We start from the raw sequence: 19,084 nt of genomic DNA, 5'->3' as shown, positions 1-19,084 counted from the left end.
TCAGCGGTACAACTTACATGTTCGGGTAAGTCGGGCCACCAGCGCCTTCCGGCGTGACCCAGGTGATGTTCTGCGAAGGGTCCTTGATGTCACAGGTCTTGCAGTGCACGCAGTTCTGGGCGTTGATCTGGAAACGCTTCTCGCCGTCTTCCTTGGTGATCACTTCATACACGCCGGCCGGGCAGTAGCGCTGCGCCGGTTCGTCGTACAGCGGCAGGTTCTTGCTGATCGGGATGCTCGGGTCGGTCAGCTTCAGGTGGCACGGCTGTTCTTCTTCGTGGTTGGTACCGGAGATGAACACCGAGCTCAGTTTGTCGAAGCTGAGTTTGCCGTCCGGCTTCGGATAGTCGATCTTCTTGCAGTCGGCGGCCAGCTTCAGGCATGCGTAGTCCGGCTTGGTGTCGTGCAGGGTGAACGGCAGTTTGCCGCCGAAGATGTTCTGGTCCAGCCAGTTGAAACCACCGCCGACAATGGCGCCGAATTTGTGGATCGCCGGCCCGAAGTTACGACTGGCGAACAGTTCGTCGTACAGCCAGCTCTTCTTGAACGCGTCGACGTAGGTGGTCAGCTCTTCGGTGCCATCTTTCTCGGCGAACAGGGCGTCAGCCACCGACTCAGCGGCGAGCATGCCAGAACTTCATCGCGGTGTGGCTGCCCTTGATCTTGGCGAAGTTCAAGGTGCCGAGGTCGCAACCGATCAGCGCACCGCCCTTGAAGACCATTTTCGGCAGCGAGTTCAGGCCGCCTTTGCAGATCGCACGGGCGCCGTAGCTGACGCGCTTGCCGCCTTCCAGATACTGAGCCAGCACCGGGTGATGCTTGAGGCGCTGGAACTCGTCGAACGGCGACAGGTAGGTGTTGCTGTAGGACAGGTCAACAATCAGTCCGACCACCACCTGATTGTTTTCCAGGTGATAGAGGAACGAGCCGCCGGTGTTTTCGGTGCCCATGATGTCCAGCGGCCAGCCGGCAGTGTGGACCACCAGGCCTGGCTGATGTTTGGCCGGGTCGATTTCCCAGATTTCTTTCAGGCCGATGCCGTAGTGCTGGGCGTCGGCATCGCTGTCGAGGTTGAAGCGCTTGATCAGTTGCTTGCCGATGTGGCCACGGCAGCCTTCGGCGAACAGCGTGTACTTGCCACGCAGTTCCATGCCTGGGGTGTACAGGCCTTCTTTCGGGTTGCCTTCGCGGTCGACGCCCAGATCACCGGTGATGATCCCGCGAACCACGCCTTGCTCGTCGATCAGTGCTTCCTGAGCGGCGAAGCCCGGGTAGATTTCCACGCCCAGGTTCTCGGCCTGCTGGGCCAGCCAGCGGCACAGGTTGCCCAGGGAAATAATGTAGTTGCCTTCGTTGTGCATGGTCTTGGGCACAAAGAAGTCAGGAATTTTCTGCGCGCTGTCGGCGTTTTTCAGGACGAAAATATCGTCGCGGGTAACCGGAGTGTTCAGCGGGGCGCCGAGTGCTTTCCAGTCCGGGAACAGTTCATTCAGAGCGCGTGGTTCGAACACGGCACCGGACAGGATGTGTGCGCCGACTTCGGAGCCTTTTTCGACCACGCAGACGCTGATTTCCTTACCGGCTTCGGCGGCCTTCTGCTTCAGACGGCAGGCGGCGGACAGGCCAGCGGGGCCGGCACCGACGATGACCACGTCGAATTCCATGTATTCGCGTTCCACAGGCTATCTCCTACTCAAGGCTCAACAGTTTTTTTTCTAATTTGGAGGTTCGGTGACGCATCCGTTATTGCCTTTACGTTAACGTCAAGGGTAATAATGGGCAAACCACCTTTCTCTCTAGGCGGCGCATTATATCTACACCACTCTCAGCGTCCAATACAAACGTTTGTTTGAATCGGCTCCAGCCCAGAGAAATCAAAGAAGCGCGGCTTATGAATGGTCATTTTGCTGTATTGACCGGAATAGGCGTTCCGGTCAAGATACGGGCGGTTTTGCGCTCGTCGTAGGCAGACTGGCGGTTTCAAGAGCACCTCTAAAGACAGGGCACAGGCCGTAGAAGGTGATGCGCAGTGCAGGTCCGGCGCGCAGTTTACATGGCGTGAAGAGCAATGACTGGTCGGTCACCCCTGACGAACGGTCAGCGCTGTTCATAAAGTGAAATCACCCCGCACCCACGTCGGCGTTTTTAGAGGTGCCCTTTAGCCTGATGAGCATCAACCGCCAGGTTCGCCTAGGCGACTTTCTTTTCACCGGAGAGTAACGAGGAATCCATGAAGGTTCTTGTAGCTGTCAAACGCGTTGTGGATTACAACGTCAAGGTTCGCGTCAAGGCGGACAATTCCGGCGTCGATCTCGCCAACGTCAAGATGTCGATGAACCCGTTCTGCGAAATCGCAGTGGAAGAAGCCGTACGCCTGAAAGAGAAAGGCGTTGCGACTGAAATCGTCGTCGTCTCCATCGGCCCGTCCACCGCTCAGGAACAGCTGCGTACCGCACTGGCCCTGGGTGCCGACCGCGCCATCCTCGTCGAATCGGCTGAAGACCTGACTTCGCTGGCCGTGGCCAAGCTGCTCAAGGCTGTGGTCGATAAGGAACAGCCGCAACTGGTGATCCTGGGCAAGCAAGCGATCGACAGCGACAACAACCAGACCGGCCAGATGCTCGCGGCACTGAGCGGCTACGGTCAGGGCACGTTCGCCTCGAAAGTCGAAGTCTCCGGCGACAGCGTTGCCGTGACTCGCGAAATCGACGGCGGCGCGCAGACCGTTTCCCTGAAACTGCCAGCGATCGTCACCACCGACCTGCGTTTGAACGAGCCGCGCTACGCGTCCCTGCCAAACATCATGAAAGCCAAGAAGAAGCCTCTCGAAGTGCTGACTCCGGACGCTTTGGGCGTTTCCACCGCCTCTACCAACAAGACCCTGAAAGTCGAAGCGCCGGCTGCACGCAGCGCAGGTATCAAGGTCAAGTCGGTGGCTGAACTGGTCGAGAAACTGAAAAACGAAGCGAAGGTAATCTAAATGACTATCTTGGTTATTGCTGAACACGACAACAAAGTGCTGGCCCCGGCCACACTGAACACCGTGGCTGCTGCTGCCAAAATCGGCGGCGATGTCCACGTTCTGGTTGCAGGTCAAGGTGCTGGCGCCGTGGCTGAAGCCGCTGCGAAAATCGCGGGCGTGAGCAAAGTCCTGAACGCTGACAATGCCGCTTACGCGCATCAGCTGCCGGAAAACGTTGCGCCGCTGGTTGCCGAACTGGGCAAGAGCTACAGCCACATCCTGGCTGCCGCTACTTCCAACGGCAAAAACATCCTGCCACGCGTTGCCGCGCAGCTGGACGTTGACCAGATCTCCGAGATCATCTCGGTAGAAAGCGCTGACACCTTCAAGCGTCCGATCTACGCCGGTAACGCCATCGCTACCGTACAGTCGACCGCTGCGATCAAAGTGATCACCGTGCGTGCCACCGGTTTCGACCCGGTTGCCGCTGAAGGTGGTTCGGCTGCTGTTGAAGCCGTTGCTGCTGCGCACAACGCCGGCACTTCCAGCTTCGTCAACGAAGAGCTGGCCAAGTCCGATCGTCCGGAACTGACCGCTGCCAAGATCGTCGTTTCCGGCGGCCGCGGCATGCAGAACGGCGACAACTTCAAACACCTGTACGCCCTGGCCGACAAGCTGGGCGCAGCCGTGGGTGCTTCGCGCGCTGCGGTCGACGCAGGTTTCGTCCCGAACGACATGCAGGTCGGTCAGACCGGCAAGATCGTTGCGCCACAGCTGTACATCGCCGTCGGTATCTCCGGCGCGATCCAGCACCTGGCCGGTATGAAAGACTCCAAAGTGATCGTTGCGATCAACAAGGACGAAGAAGCACCGATCTTCCAGGTGGCCGATTACGGCCTGGTGGCGGATCTGTTCGAAGCCGTCCCTGAGCTGGAGAAGCTGGTCTAATCCGGCGGCTTCACTTATAAAGAGCCCGACCTTTTGGTCGGGCTTTTTTTTGTCTCGCATTTGAGTGGAGCGTGTTGCCATGGATCTGCGCCGCAGGTTGTTATTGGGATTGATCCTCTTGCCGGGAATGGCGGCGGCCGCCGGCAAGTGTGAGCGCCTCGTCGTCACCGGCAGCCCGGACGCGCCGCCGTATCTGTGGCAGGACCCGCAGAATCCCAAACAACTGATGGGTGCCAGCGCCGACTTGTTACAGCAGATCGCCAAGGATCTGGGTATCAAAGTCGAGTTGCTCTACGCCGGTAAACGCTCGCAAGCCCTTGATGAAGTGCGCAGCGGGCGCATGGACATGCTCGCCGACGCGCCGCTGACCCTCAATGAGCTGGAAAACCTCGACTACATCCATCCGCCGTTGCTGGAAAACGATTATCTGGTGTGGACCCGCAAAGGCTCGACGCTGGTTTACAGCGAGGCCAAAGACCTGCACGGCCACACGGGCGCGTTGTCGGAAAAGTCTCGCATGACCCAGGCATTTGGCACTTTCGCCGAGCAGAATCTGACCCTGACCCGGACAGCCAACCTCACCCAGGCTTTTCAGAAACTTCTGCTGGGCGAGGTGGAATATGTCCTCGCTGGCCGCTACTCGGGCATGGCCGCCGCGCAGGCGCTGGGGATGGCCAATGACTTGTTGGCCTTCGAACAACCGATCGACCGGCCGGGCCTGTTCCTCGCGGTTTCCCATAACTCGGCCTGCAACGATCCGTGGTTGCGCGGACAGTTGGCCAAAAAGATGACAGAATTGCCCGCGTCCGGACTGACGGAAGCCGCGCTGCAACGCAATATCGAGCGCTGGAAGGCGCAGCAGCAACAGCCGCAACAAGCCGTCAGCGCCCCAAAACAGTAGGGATTCTTAGTGAGTATTCGACCTCTTTTCGCGGCTGTGGCCGTTCTGGCCCTGGCCGGTTGCGCAACCGATCCGGCACCCATTGAACAAATGCGTTTGACCGAGCAGGCCATCACCCAGGCCAAGGCCGTTGGCGCCACCGCTGATGAAGTGCCTGAAATGAAACTGGCCGAAACCAAATACGACCGCGCCAAAGGCAACATGGCCGATGAGTCTTACCGCAACGCACGCATGCGGTCAGAGCAGGCTGAACTCGATGCGCGTCTGGCGGAAGCCAAAGTGCTGACGCAAAAGAGCGAAGAGCAGGTGAACGTGCTCAATACCCGCATCATCCGTCTGCGCAAACAACTGGGGGATGCCCAATGAGCCGCAAGTCCACCGTGCTCGGCGGTCTGATCCTCGCCGGTTGCGCCAGTCTGTACGGCTGCGCCGGCCAACACAGTGAATCCGCTTTGCAAGAAGCCAGTGCCGACTTCCAGAAGGTCAAGGAAGATTCCAACGTGTTGCGTATCGCGCCGAAAGACGTGATCCGCGCCGGTGAGTCGCTGGCCCGTGCCGATCGGCTGTCGACCTATTGGGGCAGCGGTTCGGACGTGGTGCATTACGCCTACCTGAGCCAGCGTTACAGCGAAATCGCCCGCGAGCACACCAATCAGGTGCTCAACGAGGAGCGCGCGGCCAAGCTCGAACTGGAACGTCAGCGCCTGCAACTGGCCTTGCGTGAGTCGAAGTTGCTCAGCGTGCAGCAGCAAGGCAAGTGGCTTGAAGAGCAGATCGTTGCGCTGGCCACCACCCAGACCGACCGTGGTCTGGTGATGACCCTCGGCGATGTGCTGTTCGATACCGGTGAAGCAGAGCTGAAGAATTCGGCCAACCGTGTCGTGCTGAAGATCGTCCAGTTCCTGCAACTGAATCCCAAACGCGTGGTGCGCATCGAGGGTTACACCGACAGCACCGGCGGCAAGCAGGAAAACCTCAAGCTGTCCCGCGATCGCGCGCAAGCGGTGGCCGACGTGCTGATGGACTTGGGCATCGACGACAAACGCATTCAGGTCGAAGGCTACGGCGACGAATACCCGGTGGACGCCAACGCTTCCGAGCGCGGGCGGGCACAGAACCGTCGCGTGGAAATTGTCTTCTCCGATGAAAAAGGCCAGCTCGGCGCCGCCCGCTGAGGGTTGCGTCTCTGGAAAGCCCGGCCTGTCATGCAGTGCCGGGCTTTTTTACGTGTGTCGAATGGCTCGCAAATCCGTACAGTCGGGGGCAGACACCGCACTGTATGGTCGAGTAATGTGGCAACTGTCCCAGTACACTTCTAAACTGTTCCGGTATTGTTTCACACAAGAATAAAATGCCCGTGAAATCGAGTGCTGCGTCATGACCAATCTCTTGCTCTACCAACGTATTGCTCAGCAACTGGCCGAAGACATCCGTCGTGGCGTCTATCAACCGGGAGAACGCGTGCCGTCGGTGCGCAAGATGAGTTCGCAGCTCAACGTCAGCCATGCCACGGTGTTGCAGGCTTACGCCAACCTCGAAGATCAGGGGCTGATTCGGGCGCGCCCGCAATCCGGTTATTACGTCCACCAGACGCCCGCCCTGACCGCGCCGACGCCCGACATTGCTCGGGTCGAGCGGCCGGGATTGGTCACCCGCAGCAGCATCATTCAGCAGGTTCTGGTCGAGTCACGCCGTGAAGGCGTCTTCCCGCTCGGCGCTGCGGTGCCAAGCGTCGATTATCTGCCGGTGCGCGCACTGCATCAGCAACTGGCCAAGGTCACGCGCTTCCATAGCCCACGGGCGTTCAGCTACATGTTCAGCCCCGGCTTCGAGCCGCTGCGCCGGCAGGTGGCGATCCGCATGCGCGACGCTGGCGTGGTCATCGACCCGTCGGAAGTGGTGATCACTCACGGCTGCGTCGATGCCTTGCAGATGTCGTTGCGGGTGCTGACCCGTCCGGGCGATCTGATCGCCGCCGAATCGCCGACCTATTACGGGCTGTTGCAACTGGCCGATCTGCTCGGTCTGAAAGTCATCGAAATCCCCAGCGATCCCGCTACCGGCATGAGCCTCGAAGCATTGCAACTGGCCGCCAACCAGTGGTCGATCAAGGCCCTGGTGCTGACCACGCGCCTGAGCAATCCACTGGGCGGGACCATGCCGGAGGAGCGCCAGAAACAGCTGTTACGTCTGGCGTCGGACTTCGACATCCAGATCGTCGAAGACGACATCTATGGCGAGTTGATGTTTGAACAGGGGCGCACCAAGGCGCTCAAGGCCTATGACCGTCTTGACCGGGTGATCTACTGCTCGAGTTTCTCCAAGACCTTGTCGCCGGGGGTGCGCATCGGCTGGATGATTGCCGGCAAGTATCAGCAGGAAATCCAGCGTCTACAGACCTTCAGCACCCATTCGGCCTGCAGCGTGACGCAGATGGCGATCGCCGCTTATCTGGAAAACGGTGGTTATGACCGGCATTTACGGTACATCCGCCAGGAATACCGGAAAAACCTCAGCGCCTTCCAGCTGGCAGTGCAGCAGTACTTCCCCGAAGGCACGCAAATGACCCGGCCCACGGGCGGTTTCATCTTGTGGGTAAGCTTGCCGGGCAGGGTCAACACCCAGGAATTGCATGTCCGCGCCTTGCAGCAGGGCATCAGCATTGCACCGGGTCTGATCTTCAGTAATACCGAGCAATTCAACCACTGTATCCGCCTCAATTGCGGCATTCCGTGGAACCGCGAGGCGGAGCGGGCGTTGATGACGCTCGGCCTGCTGGCGACTCAGCTGTGTCAGGAAACGGCGGGCGGATTTTAAGCCAGCAGTGGCTCGTGCTTGTCTTGTAGCGCTCAACAAGCGAGCATATGGCCCTCTGCCGTTAGTGTTGTAGGGTCCATGAAAGCGATTTTTTCTGCCGCCGGAGTCATCTTGGGTTTGCTACTGATCAGTCATGCGCCGAGTGCCTTGGCGGCAGCCGTTCAAGAAAAGCCGGCAACGGCTACCTCAGAAAAAAAGCCTGCAACGAGCGCAAAAGCGGCCCCGGACAAAAAATCGCAGCAGAAGAAAGCCGCCCCGGTGAAGAAGCGCCCGCCGATTGCGTCGAAATCAAAGTCGGCCAAAGAACTGGTGAACACACCGTTGCCGCCCGCCAGGCTCGACCTGAGTCTGCCCAAGGAGATGGTTCAGGAGCTGAAACCGCCCGGCACCGTGGTGCTGCCGAAGCACGATCAGATCCTGCCGCAGTTTTTTGGCGAGAAAAACAGTGGATTCCAGCTCAACGGCCGCTTGCTCAGCAACGAAATGCAGTTGCAACTGCGCAACGAAGACCGCCGGGAAATCGAAGGCGCGGCGCTGGATTTCGAATTCAAGCAGTAATTCCTGCTCACCTGTGACCCGCAGACCAGACGCTTTGTCGGAGACTGGTCAGTCACATTCACTTATCGGTAAAAACCCCGGATCAGGGAATTTTAAACAGCCGTTTTAGCGGTTACTCTGTTCCGCGTCTCTTTAGCACATTACCCGTCGTGAGGATTTGCCCGTCATGAAATGCCGTGAAGGCTGTGGCGCTTGCTGCATTGCCCCTTCCATCAGTTCGGCGATTCCCGGTATGCCTGATGGCAAACCTGCCGGCGAACGTTGCGTGCAACTCTCGGTCGAAAACCTGTGCAGCATTTTCGGCCAGCCAGAGCGTCCCGCTGTCTGTTCCGGTTTTGCCGCCGATGTCGAAGTCTGTGGCAGCAGCTCGGAAGAGGCGATCAGGTTGATCGGCTGGTGGGAGCAAATGACGGCGGCGTGATGTGTCAAACGAACGGAACTTCAACAATAAGGAATAAGACTATGGGTTCGCTGCATCGTATCGCTGTGTTGTGTGGTTTGACTGCCGTGCTGGCTACTTCGGCGGTTCAGGCTGAAGACTGGAAGGTCGCCAAGAACGAAGACGGCATCAAGGTTTCCCTGAGCGAAGTGCCGGGTTCGGACTACAAGTCCTATCAGGGCGTGGTCTTGATGAAGACCACCATCGCCAAACTGCGCGCACTGCAGGAAGACGTTTCCGGCGCCTGTGCCTGGATTCACGAATGCAAGACCCAGAAACTGCTCAAGCACGAAGGCGATCAGAGCTGGACCTACACCCAGTTCAACACGCCATGGCCAGTCACTCCGCGCGATTCGGTGCTGCACATCACCACCGTCGAAGGCGCCGATGGCAGCCTGATCCGCAACCTTGAAGGCGTGCCGAAGTACGTGCCGGAAGAGAAAGGCTTCGTGCGCGTTGCCCAGGTCAAGGGTTTCTGGAAGTTCGTGCCCAAGGGCGATCAGGTCGAAGTGACCTATCAAGTCCACACCGAGCCGGGTGGCAGTGTGCCGGCGATGGTGGCCAACAAGTTTGTCGTCGATGCGCCGTTCAACACGCTTAAAGCGTTGAAAGAACGCGCCGAGAAGTAATCGCCGCCGGTTGAGCAAAACGCCCCGATCAAGTCGGGGCGTTTTTGTTTTGTCGCTATATTGTGTTTCCAGATATGCGTTGAACGAAATTTTCACAACGTGTTCAAGACAATTCGCCCGCGCCGTTGGCACGCGGCCGCGCTACTGTGGCATTAAATGAAAGTGTCCGGCACCGAGGCAGTAATCAATGGTAATGGTGCGGGTGATCGTGCAACATTTGCGCACCGCGCAAGCCCCGGGGTCTGGAATGGCCAATAGAGGGCATGGCGCCGCTGTATTTTTGCAACTTTAACTTCCAATGGGTCCTAAAACGACATGGCAAACCCGGACGCCCTGAATCAGCAGCGATCTTCTGCTCGCCTGCTGCAACCGACCGTCAAATCGCATCTGGCCTACACGCTGCTTTGTGCACTGGTCATGATGGTGATGTTTTCCGTGCTGCGCCTCGCGCTGCTGGTCTACAACCGCGAGATGATCCTCGACACCCCGGCTTCGACCTTCATTGAAGCGTTCGCCAACGGCCTGCGTTTCGACCTGCGCCTGGTGGTGTACATTTGCATTCCGCTGGTGCTGGCGCTGTTCAGTGCCCGCGCCATGGCCGTGCGTGGTTTCTTCCGTCTGTGGCTGACGATCGCTTCGAGCATCGCGCTGTTCCTCGGCCTGATGGAGATGGATTTCTATCGCGAATTCCACCAGCGCCTCAACGGCCTGGTCTTCCAGTACGTGAAAGAAGACCCGAAAACCGTGATGAGCATGCTCTGGTACGGTTTCCCGGTGGTCCGTTACCTGCTGGCGTGGGCGATCGGCACTGTCATCCTGACCCTGGCGTTCAAAGGCGCCGACCGTGCGACCCGTCCACGCGGCCCCTTCAGTGGCGGCAACGTCGGCACCCGTCAGGTGGCGCCGTGGTACACCCGCCTGGCGGTGTTCGTGGTCTGCCTGCTGATCTGCGTCACCGCTGCTCGTGGCACCCTGCGTCAGGGCCCGCCGCTGCGCTGGGGTGACGTGTACACCACCGAGTCGAACTTCGCCAACCAACTGGGTCTCAACGGTACGCTGTCGCTGATCGCTGCCGCCAAGGACCGCATGGGCGAGGATCGCAACAACATCTGGAAAGCCACCCTGCCACAGGAAAAGGCGCAGAAAGTCGTGCGCGACATGTTGCTGATGCCTGACGACAAACTGGTCGATGCCGACATCGCCGCCGTGCGCCGTGAATACACGCCGCCCGCCGACAAGACCTTGCCGATCAAGAACGTCGTTGTGATCCTGATGGAAAGCATGGCCGGTCACTCGGTGGGTGCTTTGGGCGCGCCGGGCAACATCACCCCTTACCTCGACAAACTGTCGAAGGAAGGCCTGCTGTTCGACCGCTTCTTCTCCAACGGCACGCACACCCACCAGGGCATGTTCGCGACCATGGCATGCTTCCCGAACCTGCCGGGTTTCGAATACCTGATGCAGACCCCGGAAGGCAGCCACAAGCTCTCCGGCCTGCCGCAACTGCTCAGCGCGCGCAAGTATGACGACGTCTACGTCTACAACGGTGACTTCGCCTGGGACAACCAGTCGGGCTTCTTCAGCAACCAGGGCATGACCAACTTCGTGGGTCGTAACGACTTCGTCAACCCGGTGTTCTCCGACCCGACCTGGGGCGTGTCCGACCAGGACATGTTCGACCGCGGTCTGATCGAACTGAAGGCGCGGGAAAACGGCAAGCCGTTCTATGCGCTGCTGCAAACCCTGTCCAACCACACGCCATACGCTTTGCCGACACCCTTGCCGGTCGAGCGCGTGACCGATCGTGGCAGCCTCAACGAGCACTTGACCGCCATGCGTTATGCCGACTGGGCGTTGGGTCAGTTCTTCGAGAAGGCGCGTAAAGAGCCGTACTTCAAGGAAACCCTGTTTGTCATCGTCGGCGACCACGGTTTCGGCAACGAGCGTCAGATCACCGAAATGGACCTGGGCCGCTTCAACGTACCGATGCTGATGATTGCGCCGGGCATCCAGGAAAAGTTCGGTACCCGTGACCACACCGTGGGCACGCAAATCGACATCGTGCCGACCATCATGGGCCGTCTGGGTGGCGAAGTACGTCATCAGTGCTGGGGCCGTGACCTGCTCAACCTGCCGGAAGGCGACACCGGCTTCGGTGTGATCAAGCCGTCGGGCAGCGAGCAGACCACTGCCATCGTCACCGCTGACCAGATTCTCGTGCTGCCAAAGGATAAAGAAATGGCACCGAAGATCTGGCAGTACCAGTTGGGCGCCAATCCGCATGCCGAGATCGTGCAGGATGCACCGCGTACCGCTGAATTGAAACTCAAGCTCGAATCGTTCCTGCAAACGGCGACCAAGAGCCTGATGGACAATACCGCCGGCGTGATTAACGGCAAGCCGGACTGATAAAAAACGCTGCATAAAAAAGAGGCCCCTGAGGGCCTCTTTTTTTGTCCTGCGTTTTATATCCTGCCGAGTAACAGCAAGACCAGCAGCACTACCAATACCACGCCAATAATGCCCGACGGGCCATAACCCCAACTTCTGGAGTGCGGGAAGACCGGCAGACCACCGATCAGCAACAGGATCAGGATAATGATAAGAATTGTGCCCATGTCGATTTTCCTTGTTGATAGTATTCGAGAAGTCTTGATGTTCAGGGGCGGCTGGTAATTAACTAAATCCAGACGGCTTACAAATTCCGACTGTTGTGCATGAAAAAAAATTCAATGTTTTTTTAATGTATTTGGATCGCTCGCTTATTTCCTTTGAAACAAAAAAATCGCGGCCTGGTTCCTCTCGGCCGCGCCTGCACGAATCTTGTAGGCGCTGCCGAAGGCTGCGATCTTTTGATCCTGTATTCAGCAGTCTGATGGAGCGTGGAGGGCTAAGGATCCTTCGCTACACTCCGCGCATCTTCCCCGGAACAACAAGGCTGTCTGCTATGCAAAATCGCATGATGATCACTGGCGCGGGCTCGGGTTTAGGTCGGGAAATCGCGCTGCGCTGGGCGCGTGAAGGCTGGCAACTGGCCTTGTCCGACGTCAGCGAGCCCGGTCTGCAGGAAACCCTGAAAATGGTGCGCGAAGCCGGTGGCGACGGTTTTATCCAGCGCTGCGATGTGCGTGATTACAGTCAGCTCACGGCGTTCGCCCAGGCCTGCGAAGAGAAGCTTGGCGGCATCGACATCATCGTCAACAACGCCGGTGTGGCATCGGGCGGGTTCTTCAGTGAGTTGTCGCTGGAAGACTGGGACTGGCAGATCGCGATCAACCTGATGGGCGTGGTCAAGGGCTGCAAGGCATTCCTGCCGCTGCTGGAGCAAAGCAAAGGCAAGATCATCAACATCGCGTCCATGGCGGCCTTGATGCAAGGCCCGGCCATGAGCAACTACAACGTCGCCAAGGCCGGTGTCGTAGCGCTGTCGGAAAGCCTGCTGATCGAACTGGCGCAACAGGAAGTCGGCGTGCATGTGGTGTGCCCGTCATTCTTCCAGACCAACTTGCTCGATTCGTTCCGTGGGCCGACCCCGGCAATGAAAGCGCAGGTCGGCAAGTTGCTGGAAAGTTCGCCGATCAGCGCAGCAGACATCGCCGACTACATCTATCAGCAAGTCGCCGCCGGCGAGTTCATGATCCTGCCCCATGAGCAGGGCCGCATGGCCTGGGCCATCAAGCAGAAGAACCCGCAACTGCTCTACAACGAAATGACCGCGATGGCGGAAAAAATGCGCGCCAAGGCCAAACAGAACAACGGCTGAGCTTGCCCGGCGGGTGTCGCGTGGTTAGGGTGGCCGCAATGGTCACCCTGACGAGACGCTTCGATGCTCAATTACTTGTGGTTTTTCCTTGCGGCGCTGTTTGAAATCGCCGGTTGTTTCGCTTTCTTCATGTGGCTGCGTCAGGGCAAAAGTGCCCTGTGGGTGATTCCTGCGTTACTCAGCCTGACCCTGTTCGCCCTGTTGCTGACCCGCGTTGAAGCGGCCTACGCCGGTCGCGCCTATGCCGCGTATGGCGGGATTTACATTGTCGCCTCGATTGGCTGGCTGGCCGTGGTCGAGCGCGTTCGCCCGTTGAGTTCGGACTGGATCGGCGTGGCGTTGTGTGTAATCGGCGCCAGCGTGATTCTGTTCGGTCCGCGCTTCTCGGTTGCTTGAATTGACGGTTTTGTACGAAACGTCTGACGGCCTGTCGGCGGGGTGGGTGTAAGGCAAGACTGATTTGCCGGCCGCGCATTGTGTCGCACCGGCAAGCCGCGCATCTTCAGGGTTCGTTAACCCGGAAGGACCAATCCCATGCTTGTACTCAGCCGCGTCGTCGGTGAATTGATTTCAATCGGCGACGACATTTCCCTGCGCGTTCTGTCAGTGAACGGTTCCAGTGTGCGTTTCGGCGTCGAGGCGCCCCAGAAAGTCAACGTGCATCGCGCCGAAGTCTACGAACGGATCCAGCGCAAGCAGGCCTCTGAAAAGGCCCGCTGACGGGCTCAGTCGAACAGGTGCTTGGGCACGTCGTGCTTGAGCATCAATTGGCATTGCTCACTTTCCGGGTCGAAGACGATCAGCGCCTGGCCTTTGGTCAGGGCCTGGCGTACGCGCAGGACACGGGTTTCCAGCGGCGTGTCATCGCCGTTGTCGGTGCCGTCGCGGGTGACGAAGTCCTCGATCAGGCGGGTGAGGGTGTCGACTTCAAGTTGGTCGTGGGGAATCAGCATGGGCACCTCGGTTCAATCAAGGTCAGGATGCTACGGCGATTGTCGGTTGCCTGCCAGTTTTGTGTGGGGTGTACCGGCCTCATCGCTGGCAAGCCAGCCCCTACAGTTTTTGGTTGGACCACAGGGCCTGTGAGCGGCACAAGCCCTGTGGGAGCTGGCGTGCCGGCGATGCGGGCAGTCCAGCCGCTACAGTAACCGAATCAACTGTCGGAACGCTGCCCCACCAGACTGTCCACCGACGGCACCCGCGTATCACTTTCCATCTGCGTGTCGTGCTCGATCTGATGACTGAACCGGTCGAGCGACGCATTGGCCGGCGCCGCGTCGCTGGCAAACACTGGCGGACTCAGAATATAGGCCCCGAGCAAGCGACTGAGCGCCGCCAGGCTGTCGATGTGCGTGCGCTCATAACCGTGGGTGGCGTCGCAGCCAAAGGCGAGCAGGGCGGTGCGGATGTCGTGGCCGGCGGTCACCGCCGAGTGGGCATCGCTGAAGTAATAGCGAAACAGGTCGCGGCGCACCGGCAACTCGTTTTCACTGGCCAGGCGCAGCAAATGCCGTGACAGGTGATAGTCGTACGGCCCACCGGAATCCTGCATCGCCACGCTCACCGCGTGTTCGCTGGAATGCTGGCCGGGGGCGACCGGCGCGATGTCGATACCGACGAATTCACTGACGTCCCACGGCAATGCTGCCGCCGCGCCGCTGCCGGTTTCTTCGGTGATGGTGAACAGCGGATGGCAGTCGATCATCAATTCCTGACCGCTGTCGACGATCGCCTTGAGCGAGGCGAGCAGCGCTGCAACCCCGGCCTTGTCATCCAGGTGACGGGCGCTGATGTGACCGCTTTCGGTGAACTCCGGCAACGGATCGAACGCCACCACGTCACCGACACTGATGCCCAGCGAATCGCAATCGGCCTTGGTTGCGCAGTAGGCGTCCAGACGCAGCTCGACGTGATCCCAACTGATCGGCATTTCGTCCACGGCGGTGTTGAATGCGTGCCCGGACGCCATCAACGGCAGCACGCTGCCGCGAATTACGCCGTTGTCGGTGAACAGGCTGACGCGGCTGCCCTCGGCAAACCGGCTCGACCAGCAGCCGACCGGGGCCAGGGTCAAACGCCCGTTGTCTTTCACGGCGCGCACGGCCGCACCGATGGTGTCGAGGTGCGCCGAGACCGCGCGGTCGGGGCTGTTTTTCTTGCCCTTGAGGGTGGCGCGGATCGTGCCGCGACGGGTCATCTCGAAGGGAATGCCCAGCTCTTCCAGACGCTCGGCGACGTAACGCACGATGGTGTCGGTGAACCCGGTGGGGCTGGGAATGGCGAGCATTTCCAGCAGGACTTTTTGCAGGTAGTTCAGATCCGGTTCAGGGATTTGTGTGGTCATGGAAACTCCTGATGAGTTGAGGCGCATCGATGGTTTCGATGAGGGGATTTGTATTGCCTGTCAGTGCCCCATCGCTGGCAAGCCAGCTCCCACAGTGATTGGCTACACCGCTGGACCTGTGGGAGCTGGCTTGCCAGCGATAGGGTCGGTTGAGGTTCTACATGATCAAGAAACAGCCGGCTGACTGTGCGGAAACAGCAGATCGACAAACCGCTCCGCCGTCGGCTGCGGTTCATGGTTGGCCAGCCCGGCCCGTTCGTTGGCTTCGATAAACACGTACTCCGGTTGATCCGCCGCCGGCACCATCAAATCGAGACCAACCATCGGAATGTCCAGCGCCCGTGCTGCGCGCACGGCGGCATCGACGAGGGTCGGGTGCAGGATCGCCGTGACATCTTCCAGTGTGCCGCCGGTGTGCAGATTGGCGGTGCGCCGCACGAACAGATGCTCACCGGCCGGCAGGATGCTGCTGTAGTCATAACCAGCCGCGTGCAGGGTGCGTTGGGTTTCGTGATCCAGCGGGATCTTGCTCTCGCCACCGGTCGCCGCCTGACGGCGCCGGCTCTGCGCTTCGATCAACGCACCAATCGAATGGTGCCCGTCACCGACCACTTCCGCAGGCTTGCGAATCGCCGCCGCCACCACGTCAAAGCCAATCACCAGAATCCGCAGATCGAGGCCTTCGTGGAAGCTCTCCAGCAGCACCCGGCTATCGAATTGTTTTGCGGTTTCGATGGCACGCTGCACCTCTTCGATGCTCTGCAAATCCACCGCCACGCCCTGGCCCTGTTCACCGTCGAGCGGCTTGACCACCACCCGCTGATGCTCGTCGAGAAACGCCAGGTTATCGTCGGCATTGCCGGCCAACTGTTGCGACGGCAGGTTGAGGCCGGCGGCTTTCAGCACCTTGTGGGTCAGGCTTTTGTCCTGGCACAGGCTCATGCTGATCGCGCTGGTCAGGTCGCTCAACGATTCCCGGCAGCGCACCCGGCGCCCGCCATGGCTGAGGGTGAACAGCCCGGCGTCGGCGTCATCGACCTGAACGTCGATGCCACGTCGATGGGCTTCTTCGACGATGATTCGCGCATACGGATTGAACTGCGCCTCCGGTCCCGGACCGAGGAACAACGGCTGGTTGATGCCGTTCTTGCGCTTGATGGCAAACGTCGACAGGTTGCGAAAACCGAGCTTGGCGTAGAGATTCTTGGCCTGACGATTGTCGTGCAACACCGACAGGTCGAGATAGCTCAAGCCGCGACTCATGAAGTGCTCGATCAGATGACGGACCAGCACTTCACCGACACCGGGCCGCGAGCATTGCGGATCGACCGCCAGGCACCACAGGCTGCTGCCGTGCTCCGGGTCGTTGAACGCTTTGTGATGATTCAGGCCCATGACGCTGCCGATCACCGCGCCGCTGTCTTCATCTTCAGCGATCCAGTACACCGGGCCGCCCTGATGATGCGGGGTGAGCCGCGTGGCGTCGATCGGCAACATGCCGCGCGCCTGATACAGCACATTGATCGCCTGCCAGTCCGCCTCGCTCTGCGCGCGACGAATGCGGAAGCCGCGAAACACCCGTGTCGCCTGACGGTAATCGCTGAACCAAACGCGCAAGGTGTCGGACGGATCGAGAAACAATTGGGTCGGTTCAAGACCGAGAATCTGCTGCGGCGCGGCGACGTACAGCGCGATGTCGCGCTCGCCGGGTTGCTCGTTGAGCAATTCCTGCGCCAGCGTCGCCGGGTCAGGAAAGGTGTGGCCGATCAGCAGCCGGCCCCAACCGCAATGCACGGCGATAGGGTCGGCGCCGAGTTCGCTGCCGTCTTCGGCCAGACGCGCCTGCAAGCGTTCATACGACGGGGTCTGACCGCGCAGCAGGCGTTGGCTGATAGCCGTGGCGTGGGGTTTCATCAATCAGATTCCTTGTTCACTGAGCCACAGGTTCAAGGCCGCCAGTTGCCACAGTTTCGAGCCGCGTAACGGGGTCAGTTGGCCTTGCGGATCGGTCAGCAGTTTGTCGAGCATCGCCGGGTTGAACAGGCCGCGATCCTGACTCGGATCAAGCAGCAGTTCGCGCACCCAGTTCAGCGTGTCGCCTTGCAAATGCTTGAGGCCGGGCACCGGGAAGTAGCCTTTTTTGCGATCAATCACTTCGCTCGGAATGACCCGTCGCGCCGCCTCTTTGAGCACCTGTTTGCCGCCGTCAGGCAGCTTGAAGCGACCAGGCACACGAGCCGACAGTTCGACCAGGCGATAGTCGAGAAACGGCGTGCGAGCTTCCAGGCCCCAGGCCATGGTCATGTTGTCGACACGTTTGACCGGGTCATCCACCAGCATCACCGTGCTGTCCAGGCGCAGGGCTTTGTCCACGGCGGCATCGGCGCCCGGTTGGGCGAAATGTTCCTTCACGAAGTCGCCGGCAGCGTCATTGGCCGTGAGCCATTTCGGCTGCACGGTGGCAGCGTAGTCGTCGTAGCTACGGTCGAAGAATGCCGCGCGATAGGCCGCGTACGGATCCGCCGCACCGTCCACTTGCGGGTACCAGTGATAACCGGCGAACAACTCGTCGGCGCCCTGGCCGCTTTGCACTACCTTGCAGTGTTTGGCCACTTCGCGAGACAACAGGTAGAACGCGATGCAGTCATGGCTGACCATCGGTTCGCTCATCGCGCGGAAGGCAGCAGGCAGTTGTTCGATGATCTCTTTTTCGTCGATGCGCAACTGATGGTGCTGCGTGCCGTAGTGTTTGGCGATCAGGTCCGAATACTGGAACTCGTCACCGCGCTCGCCGCCAGCGTCCTGGAAACCGATGGAAAAGGTCGACAGGTTTTCCACGCCGACTTCCCGCAGCAGACCGACGAGCATGCTCGAATCGACACCGCCGGACAGCAGCACACCCACATCCACCGCCGCACGTTGGCGGATCGCCACGGCTTCGCGGGTGCTGTCGAGCACGCGGTCGACCCAGTCTTCCAGCGTCAGGTTTTTCTCATCCTCGTGTGGGCCGTAGGGCAGGGTCCACCAGGTTTTCTGTTCGGTGGTGCCATCAGCTTCAACGCGCATCCACGTGGCGGCCGGCAGCTTTTCGATGCCGGCCAGCAAGGTGCGCGGGGCCGGGACCACCGCGTGGAAATTCAGATAGTGATTGAGCGCCACCGGGTCGAGGATCGGGTTGATGTCGCCGCCCTTGAGCAGCGCCGGCAGGGCCGAGGCGAAACGCAAACGCTGACCGGTGCGCGACAGGTACAACGGCTTCACGCCGAGACGGTCGCGAGCGATGAACAGGCGCTGGGCGTCGCGCTCCCAGATGGCGAAGGCAAACATGCCGTTGAGTTTCGGCAGCATTGCTTCGCCCCAGGCGTGGTAACCCTTGAGCAGCACCTCGGTGTCGCCACCGGAATAGAATGCGTAACCGAGCGCTTCGAGTTCGGCGCGCAGTTCCGGGAAGTTGTAGATCGCGCCGTTGAAGGCCAGGGACAAGCCCAGTTGACTGTCGATCATCGGCTGCGCCGAGCCGTCCGACAGGTCCATGATTTTCAGGCGACGGTGGCCCAGGGCAATCGGCCCTTGAGCATGGAAGCCCCACGCGTCGGGGCCGCGAGGCGCCAGGTGATGGGTGATTCGCTCGATGGCTGCAAGGTCTGCAGGGTGTTGATCAAAACGTAACTCGCCAGCTAATCCGCACATAAAATCCTTACCGGTTTTTCCGTTGGGGAGGGT

Annotated in this window: 18 protein-coding genes and 1 pseudogene; 13 read left to right on the top strand and 6 right to left on the bottom strand. The window is 59.8% G+C overall.

Going from position 1 to position 19,084, the window contains the following annotated elements; translation table 11 throughout:
- Window positions 1-13: 13 nt before the first annotated feature.
- A pseudogene (locus ACXX9E_RS25575) lies at window positions 14-1,679 on the bottom strand (electron transfer flavoprotein-ubiquinone oxidoreductase).
- 551 nt (window positions 1,680-2,230) lie between these two features.
- Between ACXX9E_RS25575 and ACXX9E_RS25570 the strand changes: the two are divergent.
- The 10 genes from ACXX9E_RS25570 to ACXX9E_RS25525 all read left to right on the top strand — a co-directional run bounded on the left by ACXX9E_RS25570 (window position 2,231) and on the right by ACXX9E_RS25525 (window position 11,663).
- Window positions 2,231-2,980: an electron transfer flavoprotein subunit beta/FixA family protein gene (locus ACXX9E_RS25570; protein ID WP_003226982.1), complete on the top strand. Its 750-nt coding sequence runs from the start codon at window positions 2,231-2,233 to the stop codon at window positions 2,978-2,980.
- Window positions 2,981-3,910, top strand: a complete 930-nt coding sequence (locus ACXX9E_RS25565) for an electron transfer flavoprotein subunit alpha/FixB family protein (RefSeq protein ID WP_123466728.1) — start codon at window positions 2,981-2,983, stop codon at window positions 3,908-3,910.
- Between the two features lie 79 nt (window positions 3,911-3,989).
- The gene (locus tag ACXX9E_RS25560; protein ID WP_222832311.1) at window positions 3,990-4,811 is read left to right on the top strand and encodes a substrate-binding periplasmic protein; all 822 of its coding nucleotides are present in this window, start codon (window positions 3,990-3,992) and stop codon (window positions 4,809-4,811) included.
- A 9-nt stretch (window positions 4,812-4,820) separates the two neighbouring features.
- Window positions 4,821-5,177 carry a DUF4398 domain-containing protein gene (locus tag ACXX9E_RS25555; RefSeq protein WP_123466724.1) on the top strand — a complete coding sequence of 119 codons (357 nt, stop codon included), beginning with the start codon at window positions 4,821-4,823 and terminating at the stop codon, window positions 5,175-5,177.
- The gene (locus tag ACXX9E_RS25550) at window positions 5,174-5,986 is read left to right on the top strand and encodes an OmpA family protein (RefSeq protein ID WP_123466722.1); all 813 of its coding nucleotides are present in this window, start codon (window positions 5,174-5,176) and stop codon (window positions 5,984-5,986) included. Before ACXX9E_RS25555 ends, ACXX9E_RS25550 begins: the two co-directional genes overlap by 4 nt.
- Window positions 5,987-6,188: 202 nt before the next feature.
- Window positions 6,189-7,628, top strand: a complete 1,440-nt coding sequence (locus ACXX9E_RS25545; protein WP_123466720.1) for an aminotransferase-like domain-containing protein — start codon at window positions 6,189-6,191, stop codon at window positions 7,626-7,628.
- A 78-nt stretch (window positions 7,629-7,706) separates the two neighbouring features.
- Entirely contained in the window at window positions 7,707-8,186 is a 480-nt protein-coding gene (locus ACXX9E_RS25540) for a translation initiation factor 2 (RefSeq protein ID WP_128615063.1), read from the top strand.
- A gap of 166 nt (window positions 8,187-8,352) precedes the next feature.
- A complete protein-coding gene (locus ACXX9E_RS25535) occupies window positions 8,353-8,607 on the top strand; it encodes a YkgJ family cysteine cluster protein (protein WP_123466716.1) in 255 nt (84 codons plus the stop codon).
- A 41-nt stretch (window positions 8,608-8,648) separates the two neighbouring features.
- A complete protein-coding gene (locus tag ACXX9E_RS25530; RefSeq protein WP_458556395.1) occupies window positions 8,649-9,254 on the top strand; it encodes an START domain-containing protein in 606 nt (201 codons plus the stop codon).
- 315 nt (window positions 9,255-9,569) lie between these two features.
- On the top strand, window positions 9,570-11,663 hold the full coding sequence (locus tag ACXX9E_RS25525) for an LTA synthase family protein (RefSeq protein ID WP_458556394.1): 2,094 nt from the start codon (window positions 9,570-9,572) through the stop codon (window positions 11,661-11,663).
- 56 nt (window positions 11,664-11,719) lie between these two features.
- Here the strand turns inward: ACXX9E_RS25525 and ACXX9E_RS25520 are convergent, their stop codons facing one another.
- Window positions 11,720-11,878 (bottom strand): DUF3309 family protein, encoded by a 159-nt coding sequence (locus tag ACXX9E_RS25520; protein WP_169432680.1) that lies wholly within the window; start codon window positions 11,876-11,878, stop codon window positions 11,720-11,722.
- A 323-nt stretch (window positions 11,879-12,201) separates the two neighbouring features.
- Between ACXX9E_RS25520 and ACXX9E_RS25515 the strand changes: the two genes are divergently transcribed.
- The 3 genes from ACXX9E_RS25515 to csrA all read left to right on the top strand — a co-directional run bounded on the left by ACXX9E_RS25515 (window position 12,202) and on the right by csrA (window position 13,737).
- Window positions 12,202-13,017: an SDR family oxidoreductase gene (locus ACXX9E_RS25515; RefSeq protein ID WP_128615059.1), complete on the top strand. Its 816-nt coding sequence runs from the start codon at window positions 12,202-12,204 to the stop codon at window positions 13,015-13,017.
- A 63-nt stretch (window positions 13,018-13,080) separates the two neighbouring features.
- Entirely contained in the window at window positions 13,081-13,413 is a 333-nt protein-coding gene (locus ACXX9E_RS25510) for a YnfA family protein (protein WP_123466708.1), read from the top strand.
- 138 nt (window positions 13,414-13,551) lie between these two features.
- Window positions 13,552-13,737, top strand: a complete 186-nt coding sequence (csrA, locus tag ACXX9E_RS25505) for a carbon storage regulator CsrA (protein WP_123466706.1) — start codon at window positions 13,552-13,554, stop codon at window positions 13,735-13,737.
- Between the two features lie 5 nt (window positions 13,738-13,742).
- Here the strand turns inward: csrA and ACXX9E_RS25500 are convergent, their stop codons facing one another.
- The 4 genes from ACXX9E_RS25500 to ACXX9E_RS25485 all read right to left on the bottom strand — a co-directional run bounded on the left by ACXX9E_RS25500 (window position 13,743) and on the right by ACXX9E_RS25485 (window position 19,051).
- Entirely contained in the window at window positions 13,743-13,970 is a 228-nt protein-coding gene (locus ACXX9E_RS25500) for a YheU family protein (RefSeq protein WP_003199186.1), read from the bottom strand.
- Between the two features lie 200 nt (window positions 13,971-14,170).
- The gene (locus ACXX9E_RS25495) at window positions 14,171-15,361 is read right to left on the bottom strand and encodes an osmoprotectant NAGGN system M42 family peptidase (protein ID WP_105705262.1); all 1,191 of its coding nucleotides are present in this window, start codon (window positions 15,359-15,361) and stop codon (window positions 14,171-14,173) included.
- A gap of 165 nt (window positions 15,362-15,526) precedes the next feature.
- The gene (ngg, locus tag ACXX9E_RS25490; RefSeq protein WP_222832314.1) at window positions 15,527-17,275 is read right to left on the bottom strand and encodes an N-acetylglutaminylglutamine synthetase; all 1,749 of its coding nucleotides are present in this window, start codon (window positions 17,273-17,275) and stop codon (window positions 15,527-15,529) included.
- A 3-nt stretch (window positions 17,276-17,278) separates the two neighbouring features.
- Window positions 17,279-19,051 carry an N-acetylglutaminylglutamine amidotransferase gene (locus tag ACXX9E_RS25485; protein ID WP_458556393.1) on the bottom strand — a complete coding sequence of 591 codons (1,773 nt, stop codon included), beginning with the start codon at window positions 19,049-19,051 and terminating at the stop codon, window positions 17,279-17,281.
- Window positions 19,052-19,084 lie beyond the last annotated feature (33 nt).

The organism is Pseudomonas sp. GNP014 (assembly GCF_054344005.1).
Note: the sequence above shows the minus strand (reverse complement) of the source record. Positions and strands in the feature narration are given on the sequence as shown.